Source organism: Clostridium sp. JNZ J1-5, assembly GCF_053901425.1.
The window spans coordinates 2360013-2381606 of sequence record NZ_CM132773.1; the positions used below are offsets into that span (position 1 = coordinate 2360013).

Sequence of the window (21594 nt, forward strand, 5' to 3'; positions counted from 1 at the left end):
TTATGAAGTTATTTATTTATGATTCAGCATATAAACTTGAAGCTTTTGATAGTGGTGACTTTAAGGATTACTGTTGTTACTTGGAGAATATAGCTAATATTATTAAATGCTTTGCTAATGAGGCGGTTATTCTTTTTCCAATAGAAGAAGACATTTTTAATGACGATGATTATGAGATAAATCGTTTATTTATAATGAATAGGTTTATTTGTAATAATAAATTGTGGATATATAATTCACCAATGTATAGCGATGAATGTCCAAATATTATATGGTATGAAGTTAAAAATATTGAAGAAATTATTGAGGCATTAAATATTGAACAGAGCTTTAATTGTGCAATAGTTACAAAAGATAAAAGTATAGAAGAAATAATTTATATATTAAATAGTAATGAAGAGGACGATTTTAACAGTTTAAGTATTAGAGAAAAGAATAATGGAAATTTTATGGATGACATTTTTCCTAAATTAAATTCATATTTAAAAGGAAATATTGAAATTATAGACCTACGAAAAAAAGACATGTAGATTATTTTATTAACGAGGTAATTTGAATTGTTAACTGAGGCGTGTATAAATATGAGAACATGTCCATAAGTAGAATGTAAAGTTCGTAGCAATATATACATCATATGTTGCTATGAGTTTTCTTTTTATAGATTATATAGATATATCAAAGAAGTTGATGGAGATCGCCACCCGTAGGAGCTAAATTTAAAGTGTTTTATACTTAAGCAAGAAAGTAGCCGAAGGCGGCAGTACATTCTTAACAATCTATAAACTAAGATTACTACTGCAAAGGCAAGTAAAATAGATGATAGTGGAAAGGACATGTCTCACACCTATGATGCCATAGGAAATCCTCTAACCTATGACGGCTACACCTTTACCTGGGAGCAAGGAAGACAACTAGTAGGTATAAAGGGAAATGATAAAGATATAAGCTTTAAGTACAATGTTGATGGCATAAGAACTGAAAAACAGTAAATGGAGTAATGACAAAGTATCATCTTGTAGGGGATAGAGTAACCTCTGAGGATAATGGTACTGATAAAACATATTATACTTATGACTCTTCTGAACGCCTTGTTTCAATAAACTTAAATGGTGTAGAATACTACTATATAAGAAATGCTCTAGGCGATATCATCGGACTACTTGATAATAGTGGTTCACAGGTAGTAAGCTATATTTATGATTCTTGGGGTAAGCTTATAGCAAGCTCAAGGTAAACCTTTCGCTAAGACCCCTGGGGCAATGTCATCAAGCTAAAGTAGAAATTATTTACAAGAACTGATATTTAAACTGTAAACTTGTATTTCTAAATCAATGATTGCAAGTTTACAGTTTTTTGTTTTGAGAAGTTATTTTTGAAGCTGCTTAAATAGGATTTTTCATATTTATCGATTTTATTGCAACCCTAATAAGCCTTTCATGTTTTGGAAATAAAGGCTCGTACACTATTGCATTTTAGAAAAAGAATTAGAGTTATTTAAAGGCATCTTTTCTTGTTCAGTGAATATTTATTGGCTTTTTCGCATTCTCCTTTTTTTCTTTCAAACTTTCTTTCGGGTCTGATTGGTATTGTATTTCTAGAAAGTTCACTTATTATTTGTCGGAGCATCTTGGAACGCTTACGTGGTCTCTCTTCAAGCATCATTAGTATTAATGAATTCTTTAGTTTTCCTATTAAAATATTAGTGTTTACCTTATACTCATATTTTAAGTTTTTCTTGCTGTTTTCAGCTTCAATCTTTATATTAGCATCTTTCTTTGCTAAAGCTGCCATATTCGATAGGTACAATGTCGCATAAAAATCCTGCTCTATAGCTATTGGTGTTTCTCCAGTAAAGTTCTCGATTTGAAGTCTATTTTTTAATTCATTGTATTTAACTTCGATTCCCCATCTTTTGAAATAGAGTTTCTTAAAATCTGCTACTGTAAAACTATCTTCAAATATATTTGAAATTAGAATCTCTTTTTCTCCTGAATCTAAATCAAATTTTATTACCCTCATTTTTATACTTTTGCCCTTATACGTAACTTCCATAATTTGATCTTCTTTTGGTGCATTAATAACAACTTTCAAAAATGCGGTACTCACACGCATAAGGTACTTGATGTTTTTTCCATCAATAGCAAGCTCAAGGTAAACCTTTCGCTAAGACCCCAGGGGTCAATGTCATTAAGCTAAGCTTCAAAAAATTACAATACGATATATTTTCAAAGAAAAGTGCGTGTTTTCACGGACTTTTCTTAAATAGACTATTAGTGATATATGTATACTTTTTATTTTAAGCACAACAAAGAAACCCTCATCAATATTAATGAAAGCTTTCTCACAAATACATAATATTGTATTTTACAATGCTCTTTTTTATTCATTCTATTTATCATTTGAGTATTTCTATTTTCTTTTTTTTCAAATGTCCTATTGGGTCTTATTGGAATTACATTTCTTTCAATTTCTTCTTGGATAAACTTTAAAATTCGTGAGCTTTTCCATGGATTGTTTATAGCTATTAACGTAATTAGTGTATCTTTAAGTTTACCGATTAGTATATTAGTATTAACTTTGTATTCATATTTTAAATTTTTATCATTATATTTTTCTGACATACTTATTTCAGAATCCTTTTTGACTAGGGAAACCATATTTGCTAAGTACATTGTGGCATAAAAGTCTTGCTCTATAGCCATTTGAGTTTTACCAGTAAAATTTTCAATTTGTAGTTTATTTTTAAGTTCATTATATTTAACTTCAATTGCCCATCTTTTAAAATAAAGCTCTTTAAAATCGCTAACCGAAAAGGCTTCATCAAATATATATGTTATTAATATTTCTGTAATTCCAGAATCAAATTTACACCCCTGGGGTGCTGCTACTCATTTTTGCTAACATTTAATACATATTTATAATTTTAGGTGGAAAGCTTATTATAGAAAAATTAAAAAGAGGTGAGTATTTCATGAGTGAAACTATATTAGAAAAAGCTGAAGGTCGTGTAAGTTATCATGATTCTGTTGAAGAAATGTTAAAAAGAATTAGAGAAGATGGAATGTCAAATGTATTTGACAGATGGACTAAACAGGAAAAAATTCGTTGTAAGTTCTGTCTTCAAGGACTAAGTTGTCAGTTATGTTCTCAAGGTCCATGCAGAATAAATGATAAAGGGGAACCAGAGAAAGGTGTATGCGGAATTGGACCAGATGCTATGGCAATGAGAAACTTTCTATTAAAAAATGTAATGGGAGCAGGCACATACAGTCACCATGCATATGAAGCTTTTCGTACATTAAAAGCAACAGGAGAAGGAAAAACTCCATTCATAATTAAAGATACTAATAAATTAAAATGGATGTGTGAAAAGTTAGGAGTTGATACAAATCAAGAAATAAATCAAATGGCTATACAATTAGCAGAATTACTACAAAGGCAACAAGAGATTGGTGAAGATGACGAAAACCTTATGGTAGAGGCTTTTGCACCAAGAAAGAGAAAAGAACTTTGGAAAAAGATAAATATTTACCCTAAAGGAACAATTCATGAAGAACAAAACTGCGTAGCAAGCTGTTTAACAAATGTAGATGGAAGCTATAAATCGTTAGCAGCAAAAGCATTGCGGTTAGGAATAGCAACAATATACAACTCTCAAATTGGACTTGAAATGGTTCAAGATATTTTATTTGGAACACCTATGCCTCATGAAGTAAATGTTGACTTGGGTATTATGGATCCAGACTATGTAAATGTAGTGTTCAATGGTCACCAACCTTGGGGAGGGGCTGCAACAATAGAAAGGGCTAGATTAGCTGAAGTTCAAGAAAGAGCAAAAGCAGCTGGAGCAAAGGGACTTCGTGTAGTAGGTTCCATTGAAACAGGCCAAGAATTGCTTCAAAGATTCCCTGTAGATGATGTTTTTGTAGGATTAATGGGTAACTGGTTATCCATAGAACCTCTTTTAGCTACAGGTACAGTAGACGTTCTAGCAATGGAAGAAAACTGTTCGCCACCAGCTATAGATCATTATGCTGAAAAGTATCAAGCAACCTTAGTAAGCATAAGTACTATAATAGACTTGCCAGGATTACAATATAAGATTCCGTATTATCCTGAAAAAGTAAATGAGATGGCAGATCAATTAATTAACTTAGCTATAGAAAACTTCAAAAAGCGTAAAGGTAAAGTTACACCTATGGTTCCTAAGATTACACAAAAGGCTATTGCAGGCTTTTCAACTGAAGCAGTTTTAGGAGCTCTTGGAAATAAGCTTGATCCATTAGTGGATGTGATAGCTGCAGGAAAAATTAAAGGTGTAGTAGCACTTGCAAACTGTTCAACATTAAGAAATGGGCCACAAGACTGGAACACAGTAAATCTTACAAAAGAATTAATTAAAAAAGACATACTAGTAGTTGCTGGAGGATGTGGAAATCACGCATTAGAAGTAGCTGGACTTTGTACTCTAGAAGCAGCCAATGACATAGCAGGGGAAGGTCTAAAAGAAGTATGTAACTTATTAAAAATACCTCCAGTATTAAGTTTTGGAACTTGTACAGATACAGGAAGAATATCAATGCTTGTAACTGCCCTTGCAGATCATTTAAATGTGGATGTACCTGATCTTCCAATAGCAGTTACCGCTCCAGAATGGATGGAACAAAAGGCAACAATAGATGGAATATTTGCAGTAGCTTATGGTGCATACACTCATTTATCTCCAGTTCCATTTATGACTGGTGCTCCTAAGCTTGTAAAGTTATTAACTGAGGAAGTAGAAGGCATAACAGGAGGAAAAGTTGCTCTTGGAGATGACCCAGTAGAAGTAGCTAATAATATAGAAGCACATATTATAGATAAGAGAAAGAAAATGGGATTGAGCTAACCAAAGATTAAAGGAGTGCCTTGAGATAAAATTTTAAGGCACTCCTTTTGTTTTAACATTGAGAAAATATTGTTATAAACTTATAATTATCAAGAGACGTCCATAAGTTTTGAGAGTATTATAAAGAGTTTAGAAGATGAAGTAGTTTTTTTGGCGTTTTGATTCTAGCCATTTTAGGGAGAGGTGAATTATGAGGACGGCTATATTTTTATTTATTTTATTAATTTTATTTGGACTTCCAATTTTTCTAACTGCAGTTAATATTGTTGGATTAATTTTTTCCTTTAAAAATAAATCAATGAAACAAAAGTTTATTAATATTACTGACTTTCTTACCATAGTTTGTGGAATAGCTTTTACAATTACATTGATAGCCATAATAAACTTTAAAGATTATACTGAAGCTATAAAAATTCCTACTGATACATTAACTTTTCATTCCCCTATAGCATCCTGGCACTTTCCTACTATTGTAACTTTATTTATGGTTGGAATAATTGGATACATTGTTTTAAGGATAAAGAAAACAGCATTGCCACCCTTACAGCTTATAATAATGTTTTCATTTATGCTTATTGGAATATTTATAAGCTCTTTATGCCTTATTCAGCTTTCAAATAATATTTTTAACTTACTGGTCTTTTATTTAAGTTTGTTTCCGTTAAACTTTATTATCTGTTCTATTACACTTATGAAGAATATCCTAAAAGATTATGTATTAGATATTTCAGATGATCAAAGGCAATATAAAAATAAACTGCTATACTTTTCATACAGTCTTTTAATTAAAAGTAAAAGCTGGATAGGAATAGCTATTGCTTTAATGTTGCCTGTTCTTATTGTATTAATGCTTATACTTACCCTCTTCGGTCAGCAACCAGATGCTATTGTAAAGGCATTTACCGAAACCAGCGACTGGGTTCTATCTAAAAAAATTTCGCCTCCTCCAGTAGAGGTAGATGCGCACTATCTTTGTACTGTTTCACTAAGAGGACATAAAAAACTAGTAAAACCTTTAAGATATGGTATTAGAAGAAACACTAAGATAGTCGTAAATAGGCAGTTACTTGTGGCTAATGCTTTTGAGCAATTGCTTCAAGAAAAGGCTCCTAAAACTCATAAAATTATTCGATATATTTATGACAAATACGGATATCCCCTATCTCGTCATATTAACACTGCATGGAGTGCAGACTTTGTCTATATAATTATGAAGCCTTTAGAGTGGCTATTTTTAGTAGTGCTTTATGCTTTTGATAATAAACCTGAAACTAGAATTGCAAAACAGTACTTACCTTAATACCCGCTATACTTTAATAGGAAGGATAAGCTTGCGAGGTTTAATGAAATTATAACAGCTCTCTGTGAAAAGGCCACAGAGAGTTGAATTTTATTTATAAAATCCGTTTTTAAGTATGTTTAAGTATTCATCCAGATCCTTTAATAGTTTTTCTTTATCTATAATTATTCCTCCAGAAGAGTCTACATTGTTCATAATATAGTCTTCTCCATAGGACTCTAAGGTCCAGGTTAAGACTTTTAAACACTTGCTTACATCCACATTACCCTTAAATTTTGAATAGTCAATGTTTGAGTATAATTTGCTAAATCCGACTGCATTCTCACTTTCATACTTTTTGTTGATTTTTTCTATTAGGTGTCTAGGAGCAGTGGGAAACTTTTTAAAAAACTCTATAGCCAATGGATATTTATTCATAAGATCGAATTTTACTAAAGTTAATAATTTAAGTTTTTCAAAAATATCTGTATTATTGTTAGATTCATTAAATTTCATAAGCTGCTTAAAAAAAATAGGATAATAATAATCATAAAGATATATAAATAGACCTTCTTTATTTTTAAAATAATGAAAAAGCAGGCCCTTAGATATTCCTGCTTTTTCAACGATTTTATTAGTAGAGGCACTTTCATAGCCATTATTTGCAAACTCTTCTAAGCTAGCTTGAATTATTTTCTCTTTTTTTTCAATTGGAATATTTTCAAATGCTTTATACAATTTTATATTTACACTTCCTTTATTCTCTTTGTATCTTTAAGCTATCTGACATCTGTACAGATAAAACTTTTTTCCTTGCTAAATACTTCGATAATTCGTAGGTTATATATATTATAACAAATCCAGCTATAGTGTATATATAATTAATATTTATAGGAAGTGAGAAGTTAATTCCCTTTGTAACACTGTCCATAAGCTTTTTAATTGAAGCTATTAGAAGCGGGATTGAAATCAAATAACCTATTATTACAGGTATGCGGCCTGAATTTATTATAAGTGAATTTATTTCTTTATTTGTATATCCTAATACCTTAAGCATAGATATACTTCCTTTATTTTCTTCAACTATAAGAGAGGTAATTATATAGATTACTATAAGTGAAATTATAGCTGAAATCAGCCCCATTATAATTAATGAGTATTTTAAAGGTTCTATTATGGAATTAAAGGCTGCAATTGATTCAGTTTTACTTCCTAATTTAAATATTTTAGAATTATCAATGTTTAGAGTCTTGTCTGAGTATATTCCAATAAAACTATCTTCAGGTAAATTCATTATTTTGTTAAATTTATTAAGGGGCATGTATATTGCTTTATCCATATATGAATTAGCTATAGCATCTATTTTTAAAGATGATTTAACATTAGTATAGTTGTTTATGACCTGTATAGTATCACCAATTGACAGATTCAATTCTTCTGCTAAAGGTAGAGTAATTATAGTCCTATCAAAAACTAAAGGAGAGTTATTTTTATCTACTAAGTTTATAGATTTAGCATTAGATTTCAAGCCATAAATAGAGAAATTTTCTCCATTTTCACCTGTTTTAAAAGATGAAGAATTATATTCATCCCCTCCATAAGTATTTTCATTATGAATTTTATTTAGTATATAGTTATATTCATATTTATAGGTGTTTTTATAACCCTCTTCTAATATAGAATCAATGGAATTTTTACTTATAAAGCCTAGAAGAAGAAACATAGAGGCTATTGTAACACCTAAAATTAGGATTAGAGTTCTAGGAATATTCCTCCATAGCTCTCTTATTTTAAATTTAGTTTTAAATTTAAATCTGTATAATTTTAATCTCTTTTCTAACTTGCCTACTTTTCTATTGCCTATGTTTCCCCTCATTAGTTGTAGAGGAGAAAGCTTCAATGCCTTTGAGGCTATAATCCATACAGATGTAACCAAAAATATCAATGGAATAATTGGGCTTATTGCAATATATAAAGTACTATAGGAACTATCTATACTCGGAATATTGAAGTAGGTAATCATATAATGGAGCAATGGACTTACAGTAATAATTCCTAGGATTGTACCAAGTATTCCACCTAATAGTGAAATTATTATTGGAAATTTTATATAGTGTTTTAATATTTCTTTTTTTGTATAACCTAAAGCGTAAAGAGTTCCTATCTGAATGAACTCACTTTTAATCATTCTCCACATTATAATTGAGAGCAAAAGACATGTTAAAATTAATATAATTATAGGTAATAGGATACCAAGTTGTGCAGAGCTTTCAAGTTTTTTAGCTATAAGTGTATATCGTGGATTTTCACTTTTATCTTGCCAAAATAAAATTGGGTTTGTTTTAGATATATACTCTTTAACCTTAGAAGAATTGTTATCTATAAATTTAAAATTATAATAGGATAAAGTGTTGTTAAATTTAAGGATATCTTTTTCAGAGATAACTGCAATACCAAATGCATTAGAATCTACCATTATGTCTGCTTCGGATTTTAGAGGATACATATAATCAGGAAGAGACATAAATCCAACAACTTTAAATTCATAAGGGGACAGCTTTATAGTATCTCTAAGTTTTATATTATGGAATTTAGCAAATGATGGATCTAGTAATATTTCATTTTCCCCTTGGATATCACTGCCCTCAGTTATATAAGGTATATTAATCTTAGAACTTTTACTAAAAACTCTTAAAGTTGTGCTATTTTTTAGCTTATAATCAAATTGTTTTCTTTCTTCAACTTTAGTATTAAATTTATTTTCTATTTCACTTATATTTTCTATTGGCTTTTGAAACACTGCAGTAGCATCACTAAGGATATTTTTTTCTATAAAAGAGTCCATATTGTCATTAGTATTCTTAAAAGTTAAATTAAAGCTTGTAAATAGCATGCAGCTTAAAATAACTAGCATTATAGAACCTATATATTGTCCTTTATGCTCAGATAATACTCTTTTAATTCTATTGTCTAAGACCATTACCAATCAATCCTTTCAGCAGAAATTTTGCTCTCATTAACTGCTATTTCTCTAATTTCTCCACTTTTTAGTTTTACTATTTTGTCAGACATTTGGCCTATAGAATTGTTATGAGTAACAATCAATATAGTAGTGTCGTACTCTGAGTGAATTTTTTCTATAAGTTTTAATATTTCTTTCGAAGTTTTATAGTCAAGTGCTCCAGTAGGCTCATCACATAGTAAAATTTCAGGATTCTTAGCAATTGCTCTTGCAATAGATACTCTTTGTTGTTCTCCACCACTCAGCTCTGATGGAAACTTGTCTTTATTTTCATACATTCCAACAGACTTTAATACTTTATCTATATCAAGTGGGTTTTTGCTTATATTTGTACCTACTTCTACGTTTTCTAGTACTGTAAGATTGGGAATAAGATTATAGAACTGAAATATAAACCCAACTTTAGATCTTCTGTATTCTGTAAGGGACATATCATTTAGATTTGTTACATTTAAATCACCCATAATATACTCACCTTCATCAGCTCTATCGATTCCACCAAGTATATTTAAAAGAGTAGACTTGCCTGAACCAGAAGGGCCTAAAATGGTAACAATCTCTCCATTTTTTATTTCTAAATTCACATTTCTTAATGCCCAAAAATCTTGTTTTCCTGCTTTGAATCTCTTGCTTAAATTTGAAATTTTTATACTCATATTAGCACCTCGTTTATTATTGACCTAATGGTCAATGAAATCTTGTATATATTTTACATTAGTTGTCTTGAAAATTCAAGTAGATATAGTCTTATTTTGGGTTTTGTTTTAAATGAATGCTGATCTTTGCATTCATTTAAAACTTTCCATTAGTAGGTTAAGGCTATTTTAAAGATTGTTAAGTTCATTATAATGAGAAATTATAATTCTTATTCAGTATAACTATTGTAGCGTTAAGAACTTTCATTTGTCTGAGCTGTGCGAGTTAATGAAAGTTTAGCTACAGTAGTTATACTAAATTTAGAATTATTTTCTATATTATACGAAATCAACAATCTCTTAAAATATAGCCTTATTTTTTCACTAATAAATATTAATGTGAATAAAAGTTTTATTATTGTTCAATAATAAATAAATGTAGGATTATATCTAGAAAATAAAGGAGGAATTACATGAAAATCGGAATCCCTAAGGGACTTTTATATTATAAATACTATCCTTTTATTCAAACATTTCTAAAGGAACTAGGGGCAGAAATTATAATATCTGATGACACAAATAAGAGAATACTCAATGATGGAGTTAAGTATTCTGTAGATGAAGCATGTCTTCCGATAAAAGTATTTCATGGACACGTAGCAAGTCTAAGAGATAGATGTGATTTGATTATTGTTCCTAGAATTATGTGCATTAGAGATAAAGAATATATTTGTCCTAAATTTTGTGGACTTCCTGAAATGATTAAAAACTCTATACCTGATATGCCCGAAATAACTGAATTACCCTTATATATAAATTCAGAGAAAAACTTATATAACTGGTTTAGAAAGCTTGGTTTTATGGTTACAAAAAATTTATATGCTATTGATATAGCATATGTAAAGGCATTAGAAATTCAAAGAAATTTTAAAAGTGGAATAAATGATAATGGATATGATATCAATATTGCTTTGTTAGGACATCCTTATAACATATACGATAATTTTGTAAATATGAATTTGGTAGAAAAGCTTCACGATTTTGGAGTTGGGATAACTACTGAAGAGTTTGTACCAGAAGCAAACATAGATGAAGAGGTAAGTAAGCTTTTTAAAAGACCCTTTTGGAGTTTTGCTAGAAATTCATATGGAGCAGCCTCATATTTACATTCAATCAATAAGATAGATGGGATTATATATATATCTTCCTTTGCTTGTGGTATAGATTCAGTGGTTATAGAACTTATAAAGGATAGAATTGGAGATTTTCCATTTCTCATTTTAAAAATAGATGAACAGACAGGGGAAGCAGGAGTGAATACAAGAATAGAAGCTTTTGTTGATATGATAGAGAGGAGGAAGAGAATTGAAGGTAACATTTCCGCACATGGGTAATGTATATATTGCAGCTAAAATATTTTTCGATGGTATGGGAATAGATTATATAGTTCCTCCAATTAACAATAAAGCAGCATTAGAAATAGGTGCTGCTCATTCGCCAGAAGAGATGTGTTTACCTTTTAAAATAATGATAGGTAACTATATACAAAGTATAGAACAGGGAGCAGATACTATACTCTTAGTAGGTAGTTGCGGCCCTTGTAGATTTGGAGAATATTGCGAACTTCAATTAAATTTACTTAAAAAGTTAGGGCATGATCTTCAATTTATAGTTATGGATTATCCTAAAGATATAGGTAAAAAAGAGTTAATGAAAAGAATTGGTTATCTAATATCTGGAAGTACAAAGGGTAATAATGAAAAAATTATAGCGGCACTAAGAGCTCTTAAAGCTATAAATCTTATAGATAAAATCGAAGAAAGAGCACATTATCTAGCTGGATATGAGGTTAATAGAGGAGAATGTAAAAAGCTATTAAATCAATGCAAAAGAGATGTTTTTGCTAAAAATAATCCAGCAGAAGCTATTAAGATACTTGAGTTATACAGAAAAAAGATAGAGAAAGTTCCCATTGATAAAAATAAAAATCCATTAAAAGTAGCTGTTATAGGTGAAATATATACTGTAATTGATCCATTTTCTAACTTAAACATAGAAGATAAGTTAATGGATTATGGTGTATGTAGTAAAAGAAAGCTTACACCTAGTTGGTGGGTTAAAGATGCAGCCATGAAAGTATTAAATTTAAATTCCTTGGATCTTAGAAGAGCATCTAAAGAATATTTACCTTACTATATAGGAGGCCATGCGAGAGAGTGTATAGGAGAAGCAATGCTTGCTCAAAAAGGAAATCTTGATGGTGCTATTCAGATATTCCCAATGGGATGCATGCCTGAAATCATAACAAAATCTATATTGCCTTCTATATCAAAAGATAAAGATTTTCCAATTATGAGTTTAGTAGTTGATGAAATGACAGGAGAAGGTGGATATGTAACTAGAATCGAAGCGTTTTTAGATTTACTTGAAAGGAGACAGCAAAATGTATTATATGGGTGTTGATGTAGGATCTGTTAGTACTGATATTGTACTTTTAGACAGAGAGATGAATGTATTAGAAAAAATATATTTAAGAACAAAAGGAAGACCAATAAAGGCAGTACAGCAGGCATTAAAAATGCTGCAAGATAAGTATGATAGTTCTGAAATAGAAGCTGTAGGTACTACAGGTAGTGGAAGACATATAGCAGCAGCTTTATTAGGTGCTGATGCAGTCAAAAATGAAATTACTGCTCATGCTGTTGCAGCTCTTCAAATTGACAAAGATGTTCGTACTATAATAGAAATAGGTGGGCAAGATTCAAAGATAATAACTTTGAAAAATGGGGTTGTAACGGATTTTGCAATGAATACTGTATGCGCTGCCGGAACAGGTTCTTTTTTAGATAGGCAGGCAGAAAGATTGGAAATCCCAATTGAAAGGTTTGGAGATTATGCACTAAAGTCCAGTGTGCCTGTTAGAATTGCGGGAAGGTGTGCAGTTTTTGCAGAATCGGATATGATACATAAACAACAATTAGGATATAATGAAGCCGATATAATTAGAGGACTATGTGAAGCTTTAGTTAGAAATTATCTTAACAACGTAGGAAAGGGAAAGGATATAGAGCAAAAGGTATTTTTCCAAGGTGGAGTTGCTGCCAATAAAGGTATAAAGAAATCCTTTGAAGATGCCCTTGGATTTAAAATTAGTGTTCCGGAGCACCATGATGTTATGGGATCTATTGGAGCAGCTATAATAGGATCAGAAGCAGTGAGAAAAGTAGGGAGAACAAGCTTTAAGGGGTTGGAAGTTGCCGATGCAAAATTTGTATCTAACAGCTTTGAATGTAAAGGTTGTCCTAATAGATGTGAAGTTGTAAATATAAAAGATGGAGCATCTGTAGTTGGATGTTTTGGTGATAGATGCGGTAAGTGGAGCGAACGAATGATAGTATAATTTAAGTAAAGTACTGTAAAATGGCGGCCTTGAAAGTACAAAGTAAAGTACTAAAAATCGGAGTTATATAATTCAACAGAGAATCTTCGCTGCGTTAAGAAGTTCTAAGTTTGTGCCTTTAAAAATTCCCTACCCAGCCCTATGCAGCGTCCTGCTGCAGGTCTGGCTCCCACCCGTCCTAGGTGGGAATTACGGGAATTTTTAAATTCACAAACTAAGAACTTCTAAGACTTGCTCAAAATTCTCTTTATGAATTATATAACTTCTAACTTTTAGCACCTTAAATTAGTTAAGTCAAGGCCGCTATTACTTATACCATACATATAGTGAAAATTTTAATAGTAATTACTAGCTAGAACATATATGATTTATTAACTATAGTAAGTATTACATTAATTGATTTACCAGAAAAGTGCATAGTGTTTTAACCTGATGAGGGTGCCAGGGGTTTAGGAGAAGCCTGTTGAAATTATAGTAGTATTAATTACAGCATTTGTTCACTGCAATTAATTAAGCCATGTGAGATTACCATATAGTATATATAATTATTAAGTAAACAATTAGAATGAGCAGAGATATTACTTTAAAGATAGCAAGTTAAAAAGCTTGCTAATCATTGAATAAAAGATAAGTTGTTTCATAGGATATTTTTTTATAAGTTGTTTTGAAAAATATCCACATGCTAACGCATTTATTTAAGTCATGTAAGAAAGTTGTTACGCAACTTTCTTGGTTTGTGCTATAATCATATTCGGATATGTGATTACGAAAGAGTTTTTGGAGGGATACAGCATGGGCGAAGGAATAGAAATGCCGCGATATGTTAAAATAGCAGTGGATGTTGCTAGTAAGGTTTATAAAGGGCAATATTTAGAAGGAGAAAAATTAAGGGGAAGGTCTATTCTAGCAGGGGAATATAACGTTTCTCCAGAGACAATAAGAAAATCTATGAAACTTCTTGAAGATAAAGGAGTGGTAGAGGTAAACAAGGGTAGCGGCATTTTGATAAAATCACCAGATAAAGCATACCGATTCATGGAAAGTTTTAAAGAAAAAGAGAGTATAGGTATGTTAAGAAGCTCTATGAAGCGTTTACTTGAAGATAGAAAAAATATAGAAAGACAAATACAGGAAGTAAATGAAAAAATAATAGATTACTCATATAGATTTAAAAGTACTAATTTAATAGAACCAATAGAAATAGAAGTTCCTGAAAAGTCTCATATATTAGGCAAAACTATAGGTGAAAGTGAATTTTGGCACAATACAGGTGGAACAATAATTGGAGTAAAAAGGGAAGAAGAAATATTAATATCTCCAGGACCTTATCTAGAGTTTAAAAAAGGAGATAAAATTCTAGTTGTTGGAGACGAGGGGTTATCTCAAAGAATAAAAAGATATCTAGAATATGAGGAATAAGCAGATTAAGGCTATTTTTAAGATTTTTTTGATATTATAGTTTATCAATAATCTTTTAAAACATAGCCTTATTTTTTTAACTTAAAATAGTGAGAAAATTTAAAAAATCCACAGAAAAAGGGAATTTATTCAAAATTAATTGGTATATACTACTTTTGACAAGTAACAACTTTAGTGATAACATAAAGTTGTACGAAGAAACAACTTATATAATTTGATAAGTTGTTTTTGTCTCTTAGGTTAAGATTTTGTGGAAATTTGATTAATAGAAAAAGGAGGAAAAACATGATAGAGTTAAAAAATGTTAAAAAGTCCTTTAAAAATGTGGAAATTTTAAAAGATATCAACTTAACAATAAATAAAGGTGAGTTAGTTGTACTAATAGGACCTAGTGGATGTGGAAAAACTACTACTTTAAAAATGCTAAACAAGCTTATAAAGCCAACATCAGGTAAAATTACCATAGATGGAGAAGATATAAGCAAAAAAGATACCATAGAATTGAGAAGAAATATAGGTTATGTAATTCAACAAACTGGAATATTTCCACACATGACTGTAGGAGATAATATAGGTCTTGTGCCTTATTTAAAAGGTTGGAGTGATGATGAAATAAGAAATAGAACCATTGAATTATTAGAAATGGTAGGAATGGATGCTGAAGAGTATATAGATAGGTACCCAAGTGAATTAAGTGGAGGACAACAGCAGAGAATAGGCGTTGCTAGAGCCTTTGCTACTAATCCAGAAATAATACTTATGGACGAGCCGTTTTCCGCTCTTGACCCTATAACTAGAAATCAACTTCAAGATGAACTATTTAATTTACAAGAGAAGCTTAAAAAAACTATAGTGTTTGTTACACACGATATGGACGAGGCGTTAAAGTTAGGAGATAAAATATGTATTATGAAGGATGGCCTAATAGTTCAGTATGATACACCAGAAAATATTTTAAAAAATCCATCACAAGGTTTTGTGGAAGAATTTATAGGTAAAAATAGAATTTGGAATCAGCCAGAGTACATAAAGGCTGAAGACATAGTGATACAAAATCCTGTTAAAGCTGTTGGAAGTAGAACTATGCTTCAGGCTGCAGAGATAATGAGCGAAAGACATGTAGATAGTATATTAGTAGTGGACAAAGAAAATAGATTAGAAGGTATAGTTACCTTGAAAGATATAAGAAGAAGCAGAGATAAAGATAGAAGGCTAACCCTTGGAGATATTATTAATAAGGATGTGGTGTCTGTCTGTAAAGAAGACTCTATAGTAGATGTATTAAAGGTTATGAATGAGAAAAAGGTTGGATATATACCTGTAGTTGATAGCCAAAATAAGTTATCAGGGCTTATAACTAGAAGTAGTCTAATAAGCGTTCTTAGTGGACAATTTTTAGACGAAGAGGAGGTGGGTATATAATGAAAGAATTTCTCGTTTATTTGGGAGGAAGGAAAGATCAAATAATAAGCTTATTGCTTCAACATTTAGGATTGACAGTAGCTGCAGTAATTGTAGCTATAATAATAGGAATTCCATTAGGAATATTAATAACCAGAAAGAAGAAACTTGCTGGGCCAATAATAGGACTTGCTAATGTAATTCAAGCAGTTCCTAGTTTAGCATTATTAGGGTTTTTAATTCCTGTATTAGGGATAGGAAGTACTCCAGCAATACTAATGGTATTCTTATATTCTCTGCTTCCGATCATAAAAAATACTTATACAGGACTTAAGAATATAAACCCAGATATGCTTGAAGCAGCAGAAGGAATTGGACTTACAGGGAGCCAAAAACTTAAAATGGTTCAGCTTCCGCTAGCTCTTCCTGTTATAATGGCAGGTATTAGAATAGCGGCTGTTACGGCTGTGGGACTTACCACTATCGCTGCTTTTATAGGAGCAGGGGGATTAGGATATTTAGTATTCACAGGTGTTCAAAGAGTTGATAATTACATGATTTTAGCAGGTGCCATACCTGCGTGTATATTAGCACTTTTGATGGATTTCATAATAGGTAAGATAGAGGATTCTGTTGTACCAGAAGGAATAAAGTCAAATAGCAATGGTAAAGCTCTAAAAGTAAAAAGAAGAACAAGAAAAAATGAAAAGAGAAACAAGATAATTATTGCCACAACATTAGTTTTAATAATTGCTATAACATGTGGGACAGTAGGATATAAAGCTTATGATAGAAATAGAAGCATAGTTATAGGTTCAAAAAATTTTACAGAACAACTGATAGTTGGAAATATGCTTGCTTCATTAATTGAAGGAAATACTAACTTAAAAGTAAAAAGAACTGGATTAAATTTAGGAGGTTCTAGTGTGGCATGGGAAGCTCTAAAGTCAGGAAACATCGATATGTATGTGGAATACACTGGAACAGGTCTAGTAAACATTATGCAACAAAAGGCTATAAGTGATGGAAATAAAGCTTATAACATTGTAAAGAAGTATTTTAATGAAAACTATAATATTCAATGGTTAGAACCATTAGGATTTAATAATACTTATGTTTTAGCTGTAAGAAAAGATACAGCTGAAAAGTATAACTTAAAAAAAATATCAGATCTTAAAAATATAGAAGATAAGCTTACATTTGGTCCTACTATGGAATTTACAGATAGAGAAGATGGATATGTAGGTATAAAAAAACTCTACAAAATTCAATTTAAAAATGTAAAACCTGTAGATGGAGGACTTAGATATACAGCTATAGATAGTAAAGAATCAGATATTACAGATGCTTTTTCTACAGATGGATTATTAAAGGCTTATAATCTTGTAACTCTTGAAGATGATAAAAGCCTATTTCCGCCATACCATGCAGCTCCTATAGTAAGGAATGATGTATTGAAGAAGCATCCAGAATTAAAAGATATTTTAAATAAATTATCAGGTCAGATAAATGATGAAACTATGAGAGAACTTAATTATAAGGTTGATAAGCTAGGACAAGATCCAAGAAATGTTGCAGATGATTTCTTAAGGGAAAAGGGGCTTATCAAATAGCAAATCACACATTATAAACTATAAATTGAATCTATAAATTAAGCCCCGTCTAGTAGATGAAGTAAAATTTTACTGTAGAATCTACTTAACGGGGCATTTTAGACAAATTTACAAATTATTTATTAGTTAATAATCTATAATTAATTATCAGTTTTATCAGCAGAACCAGTCAAAGAATGAGCATTGGTTTGTAGGGCAACATTGTTGTACTGGTTGTACCGGATAGCATTGGCAACAATATTCTTTACACTTATGGTGCTTATGATGTTTATGGTGTTTATGACAGCAGCAAGGATCGCAACAAGGGTTACAACGAGGCTTGCAGCAAGGGTCACAGCAAGGATTACAGCATCCTTGACCAAAACCACCACGGCCAAACCCGCCTCTTCTTCCAAGTCCGCCTAAAAGTAATAAAGGAAATAAGAATGAACCTATCATTGATATACCACCTCCATACTGAAATCATGTAGCTTGTCTAGGATGAATGGAGATATTATGGACTTAATATAGTATATTGCACTAAGTATAAAAGTGTTAAAGAAAGTTTAAATATAATTAGTTGATCTGAAATTTTTTATATTGACATGCTAAAAAATAGTGATATAATTTAAAACAATAATTAAATTTGCAACAAACTGAATTTTATATTTCAAATTTCAGAATTTATATATTGATATAAAAATAGATTGTAACATTAAGTGGAGGGAAAATCTATGGAAAACCTTATTAGAAAGGGAATGACAATGCAATATGGTTATTACTTTAGTAACAACTGGGGCTATTATTATAGCGCTGGTTATTTGTATTGCAAAAAAATGAATATTCCTATTTCTAATGAGTTTAATATTGTAACAAGTTGAAGTTGTGTAAATATAACACATAGTAAATTTTGGTGTTTTAGTATATTAAAAGAGGACTCATTAAGGGTCCTCTTTTTTTTATAAATAAATTCAAATTAGGGGGTTATTTAAATGATTATTGTTATGAAACCAAATGCATCAAAAGAAAGTATTGAAAGAATTAAGGAACATATTATAGAAAAGGGGCTTTTAGTTCATGAATCAAATGGAGAACAGTACTGTATAATTGGATTAGTTGGAGATACTAGTAAAGTTGATTCAGATCAGATTGAAGCTAATGAAGAAGTGGAAAAAGTAGTTCATGTCCAAGAGCCATATAAAAAGGCAAATAGACTTTTTCATCCCTGCGATACAATAATAAAAATTGGAAATGAAACTATTGGAGGCAGCAAGATTGCTGTTATGGCAGGTCCTTGTTCTGTAGAAAGTGAAGATCAAATTGTAACTTTAGCAGAAGATGTTAAAGCTTCAGGTGCAGGATTTCTAAGAGGTGGTGCATTTAAGCCAAGAACTTCACCTTACAGTTTCCAAGGTATGGGGGTTGATGGACTGGAACTTTTAAAGAAAGCAAGAGAAAAAACTGGATTACCAATAGTAACCGAAATTATGTCTGCAAATCTAGTTGAGAAATTTATAGAAGATGTAGATGTTATACAAGTTGGGGCTAGGAACATGCAAAATTTTGATCTTTTAAAGGAGCTTGGAAAAACAGATAAGCCTATACTTCTAAAGAGAGGATTATCTGCAACTATAGAAGAATTTTTAATGTCAGCAGAATATATTATGTCAGAAGGTAATGAAAATGTAATTCTTTGTGAAAGAGGAATAAGAACTTTTGAAACTTACACAAGAAATACTTTGGATTTAAGTGCAGTTCCTGTATTAAAGAAACTAAGTCATCTACCAGTAGTTATAGATCCAAGCCATGCTGGAGGACTTTGGTGGCTTGTTGAACCACTAGCTAAAGCAGCAGTAGCCGTAGGTGCAGATGGACTTATGATAGAGGTTCATAATAATCCAGCAAAAGCTAAAAGTGATGGAGCGCAATCATTGAAACCAGAAAAATTCAATTCTCTTATGAAAACACTATCAGTAATCGCTGAGGCTGTAGGCAGAGAAATATAGAAATTAAGGGAGGAAATCATGGAGGGGCTAGATTTTAATATAACTATTGTAGGGCTGGGGCTTATGGGAGGATCTTATGCCTTAGCTCTAAGAGAATTAAATCCTAAAAAAATTTATGCTGTAGACATAAATGAATGTGCACTAACAACTGGAAAAAACATTGGATTAATAGATGAGGGATTTACTGATGCTAAGATACCTTTAGTGGAATCTGACTTGGTAATATTATGTGTTTATCCTCAATTAGTTAAAAAATTTATAAAAGAGAATATAAATAATTTTAAAAAGGGAGCAATAATAACCGATGTTACAGGGATAAAAAGTGAGTTTACAGAAGAAATTAATGAACTTTTAAGAGAAGATGTTGATTTTGTCTTTGGACATCCTATGGCTGGAAGAGAGTATAGTGGAATAGAATATGCTTCAAAGGAAATATTTAAAGGGGCTAATTATATAATAACTCCAACAGAAAGAAATAAGGAAGAAAACATTAAGCTTGTAGAAAATATTGCTAAAAAAATAGGTTTTAAAAATGTTCAAAGAGTAAGTCCTGAGACACATGATAAACTTATAGGATTTACAAGCCAGCTTCCTCATGTGATTGCTGTATCCTTAGTTAATAGTGATAATTCTGGATTAGATATAGGAAAGTTTACAGGGGACAGTTATAGAGATCTTACAAGAATTGCCCGTATAAATACAAAATTATGGTCTGAACTTTTTATAGGTAATAGGGAAAACCTAATAAGTGAGATAGAGGAGTTTGAAAAAAATATTAGAGAAGTAAAAAATGCTATCTTAAATAAAGATCTGGAAGCTCTAGGCAAAGTACTAGATAGAGCAAGTAAGAAAAGAGAGGAGATGTCCTAATTGAAAGAACTTAGGATTAATCTTACAGAAAAAAGTTATCCACTATATATAGAAAGAGGGTTAATTTCCTCTATAGGAGCAGAAATAAAGAAAATATATTCAAATAAAAAAATTGCTATTATAACTGATGAAAATGTAAATAAATTTTATGGTAATAATATAAAAGAAAATCTAGAGGAAAATGGATTTATTATAAAAAAGATTGTTTTAGAACCAGGAGAGAAGAGTAAATCTATAAATACTTTATTAGATATATATGATAGCCTATTGGATTTTGGAATTACAAGAGGAGACTTAATTATAGCTCTTGGGGGAGGAGTAATAGGGGACTTAACAGGTTTTGCAGCAGCAACTTTGCTAAGAGGAATTCCGTTTGTACAAATTCCAACATCTCTATTGGCTCAAATAGATAGCAGTATTGGCGGTAAAGTTGCCATCGACTTGCCTAAGGGAAAGAACTTAGTAGGAAGCTTCTACCATCCAGAGGCAGTTTTTATAGATCCTGATATGTTGAAGACTCTAGAAAAAAGGTTTTTACATGACGGAATGGCAGAAGTTATAAAGTATGGTTGTATAAGAGACAAAAATTTATTTTATGATCTATTAAGTTATAGTGATGAAGAAGAGCTTATGGATAATATGGATAGAGTAATCTATACATGCTGTAGTATAAAAAAAGAAATAGTTGAAAAAGATGAAAAAGATACAGGAGACAGGATGCTCTTAAATTTCGGACATACAATAGGGCATGCTATTGAAAAATATTTTAACTATGAGAAATATACCCATGGGGAAGCTGTTGCACTAGGTATGTATGCTATAACTAAAAAAAGTGAAGAAAGGGGTATAACAAAAGAAGGAACTTTAGATGCTCTAAGAGAAATTCTTAGTAAGTATAATTTAGAGTGTGAAATTGAGTTAAAGAATAAAGAAAACATATTAAATACAATAGCACTAGATAAAAAAAGCAAAGGACAATTTATAAATATAATTCTAATAAAAGAAGTTGGAGAGAGCTTTATACACAAAATTAGAAGAGAAGAAGTAGAAGATTTTATATAAAGATAAAAGGAGATGAGAGT

The 21594-nt window shown here is 30.9% G+C and carries 21 protein-coding genes; 15 read left to right on the forward strand and 6 right to left on the reverse strand.

All coding sequences use genetic code 11. From position 1 onward, the window contains the following. Positions 1–2: 2 nt before the first annotated feature. From ACWW38_RS11425 to ACWW38_RS11435, 3 genes are all read left to right on the forward strand, one after another. Positions 3–530, forward strand: a complete 528-nt coding sequence (locus ACWW38_RS11425; protein ID WP_456257679.1) for a hypothetical protein — start codon at positions 3–5, stop codon at positions 528–530. Between the two features lie 303 nt (positions 531–833). Next, positions 834–989, forward strand: coding sequence for a hypothetical protein (locus tag ACWW38_RS11430; RefSeq protein WP_456257680.1), 156 nt, complete (start codon positions 834–836; stop codon positions 987–989). An 8-nt stretch (positions 990–997) separates the two neighbouring features. After that, a complete protein-coding gene (locus ACWW38_RS11435; protein ID WP_456257681.1) occupies positions 998–1234 on the forward strand; it encodes a hypothetical protein in 237 nt (78 codons plus the stop codon). Positions 1235–1494: 260 nt separating this feature from the next. Here the strand turns inward: ACWW38_RS11435 and ACWW38_RS11440 are convergent, their stop codons facing one another. Then, a complete protein-coding gene (locus ACWW38_RS11440; RefSeq protein WP_456260456.1) occupies positions 1495–2139 on the reverse strand; it encodes a transposase in 645 nt (214 codons plus the stop codon). A gap of 152 nt (positions 2140–2291) precedes the next feature. After that, complete coding sequence (locus tag ACWW38_RS11445; protein WP_456257682.1) at positions 2292–2702, reverse strand: hypothetical protein; 411 nt, start codon at positions 2700–2702, stop codon at positions 2292–2294. A gap of 269 nt (positions 2703–2971) precedes the next feature. Here ACWW38_RS11445 and cooS point away from each other — a divergent pair, with 269 nt between their 5' ends. Both cooS and ACWW38_RS11455 read left to right on the forward strand, forming a co-directional pair. Further along, a complete protein-coding gene (gene cooS / locus ACWW38_RS11450; RefSeq protein ID WP_456257683.1) occupies positions 2972–4888 on the forward strand; it encodes an anaerobic carbon-monoxide dehydrogenase catalytic subunit in 1917 nt (638 codons plus the stop codon). Between the two features lie 190 nt (positions 4889–5078). Then, complete coding sequence (locus ACWW38_RS11455; protein ID WP_456257684.1) at positions 5079–6188, forward strand: DUF6688 domain-containing protein; 1110 nt, start codon at positions 5079–5081, stop codon at positions 6186–6188. Between the two features lie 90 nt (positions 6189–6278). On the opposite strand, the gene ACWW38_RS11460 is transcribed toward ACWW38_RS11455, so the two are convergent. Genes ACWW38_RS11460 through ACWW38_RS11470 form a run of 3 tightly spaced genes read right to left on the reverse strand, consistent with a single transcriptional unit; the run spans position 6279 to position 9845 of the window. Further along, positions 6279–6905 (reverse strand): TetR/AcrR family transcriptional regulator, encoded by a 627-nt coding sequence (locus ACWW38_RS11460; protein ID WP_456257685.1) that lies wholly within the window; start codon positions 6903–6905, stop codon positions 6279–6281. Between the two features lie 19 nt (positions 6906–6924). After that, entirely contained in the window at positions 6925–9147 is a 2223-nt protein-coding gene (locus ACWW38_RS11465; RefSeq protein ID WP_456257686.1) for an ABC transporter permease, read from the reverse strand. Next, a complete protein-coding gene (locus ACWW38_RS11470; protein ID WP_456257687.1) occupies positions 9147–9845 on the reverse strand; it encodes an ABC transporter ATP-binding protein in 699 nt (232 codons plus the stop codon). The genes ACWW38_RS11465 and ACWW38_RS11470 overlap by 1 nt, the downstream gene beginning before the upstream one ends. Positions 9846–10297: 452 nt before the next feature. On the opposite strand from ACWW38_RS11470, the gene ACWW38_RS11475 reads away from it, so the two are divergent. From ACWW38_RS11475 to ACWW38_RS11500, 6 genes are all read left to right on the forward strand, one after another. Next, the gene (locus ACWW38_RS11475) at positions 10298–11218 is read left to right on the forward strand and encodes an acyl-CoA dehydratase activase-related protein (RefSeq protein WP_456257688.1); all 921 of its coding nucleotides are present in this window, start codon (positions 10298–10300) and stop codon (positions 11216–11218) included. After that, positions 11190–12287, forward strand: a complete 1098-nt coding sequence (locus tag ACWW38_RS11480; protein ID WP_456257689.1) for a 2-hydroxyglutaryl-CoA dehydratase — start codon at positions 11190–11192, stop codon at positions 12285–12287. The genes ACWW38_RS11475 and ACWW38_RS11480 overlap by 29 nt, the downstream gene beginning before the upstream one ends. Continuing rightward, positions 12268–13224: an acyl-CoA dehydratase activase gene (locus ACWW38_RS11485; RefSeq protein WP_456257690.1), complete on the forward strand. Its 957-nt coding sequence runs from the start codon at positions 12268–12270 to the stop codon at positions 13222–13224. The genes ACWW38_RS11480 and ACWW38_RS11485 overlap by 20 nt, the downstream gene beginning before the upstream one ends. Before the next feature lie 792 nt (positions 13225–14016). Beyond that, positions 14017–14643, forward strand: coding sequence for a TrkA C-terminal domain-containing protein (locus ACWW38_RS11490; RefSeq protein WP_456257691.1), 627 nt, complete (start codon positions 14017–14019; stop codon positions 14641–14643). Between the two features lie 285 nt (positions 14644–14928). Next, a complete protein-coding gene (locus ACWW38_RS11495) occupies positions 14929–16065 on the forward strand; it encodes a betaine/proline/choline family ABC transporter ATP-binding protein (RefSeq protein ID WP_456257692.1) in 1137 nt (378 codons plus the stop codon). After that, positions 16065–17657, forward strand: a complete 1593-nt coding sequence (locus ACWW38_RS11500) for an ABC transporter permease/substrate-binding protein (RefSeq protein ID WP_456257693.1) — start codon at positions 16065–16067, stop codon at positions 17655–17657. Before ACWW38_RS11495 ends, ACWW38_RS11500 begins: the two co-directional genes overlap by 1 nt. Positions 17658–17797: 140 nt before the next feature. Here ACWW38_RS11500 and ACWW38_RS11505 read toward each other — a convergent pair whose 3' ends face one another. Next, the gene (locus ACWW38_RS11505; protein ID WP_456257694.1) at positions 17798–18052 is read right to left on the reverse strand and encodes a hypothetical protein; all 255 of its coding nucleotides are present in this window, start codon (positions 18050–18052) and stop codon (positions 17798–17800) included. Positions 18053–18370: 318 nt separating this feature from the next. Here ACWW38_RS11505 and ACWW38_RS11510 point away from each other — a divergent pair, with 318 nt between their 5' ends. From ACWW38_RS11510 to aroB, 4 genes are all read left to right on the forward strand, one after another. Further along, positions 18371–18517 (forward strand): hypothetical protein, encoded by a 147-nt coding sequence (locus tag ACWW38_RS11510; protein ID WP_456257695.1) that lies wholly within the window; start codon positions 18371–18373, stop codon positions 18515–18517. A gap of 111 nt (positions 18518–18628) precedes the next feature. Continuing rightward, the gene (aroF, locus tag ACWW38_RS11515) at positions 18629–19642 is read left to right on the forward strand and encodes a 3-deoxy-7-phosphoheptulonate synthase (protein WP_456257696.1); all 1014 of its coding nucleotides are present in this window, start codon (positions 18629–18631) and stop codon (positions 19640–19642) included. 18 nt (positions 19643–19660) lie between these two features. Beyond that, a complete protein-coding gene (locus tag ACWW38_RS11520) occupies positions 19661–20512 on the forward strand; it encodes a prephenate dehydrogenase (RefSeq protein ID WP_456257697.1) in 852 nt (283 codons plus the stop codon). Beyond that, positions 20513–21574: a 3-dehydroquinate synthase gene (aroB, locus tag ACWW38_RS11525; protein ID WP_456257698.1), complete on the forward strand. Its 1062-nt coding sequence runs from the start codon at positions 20513–20515 to the stop codon at positions 21572–21574. Positions 21575–21594 lie beyond the last annotated feature (20 nt).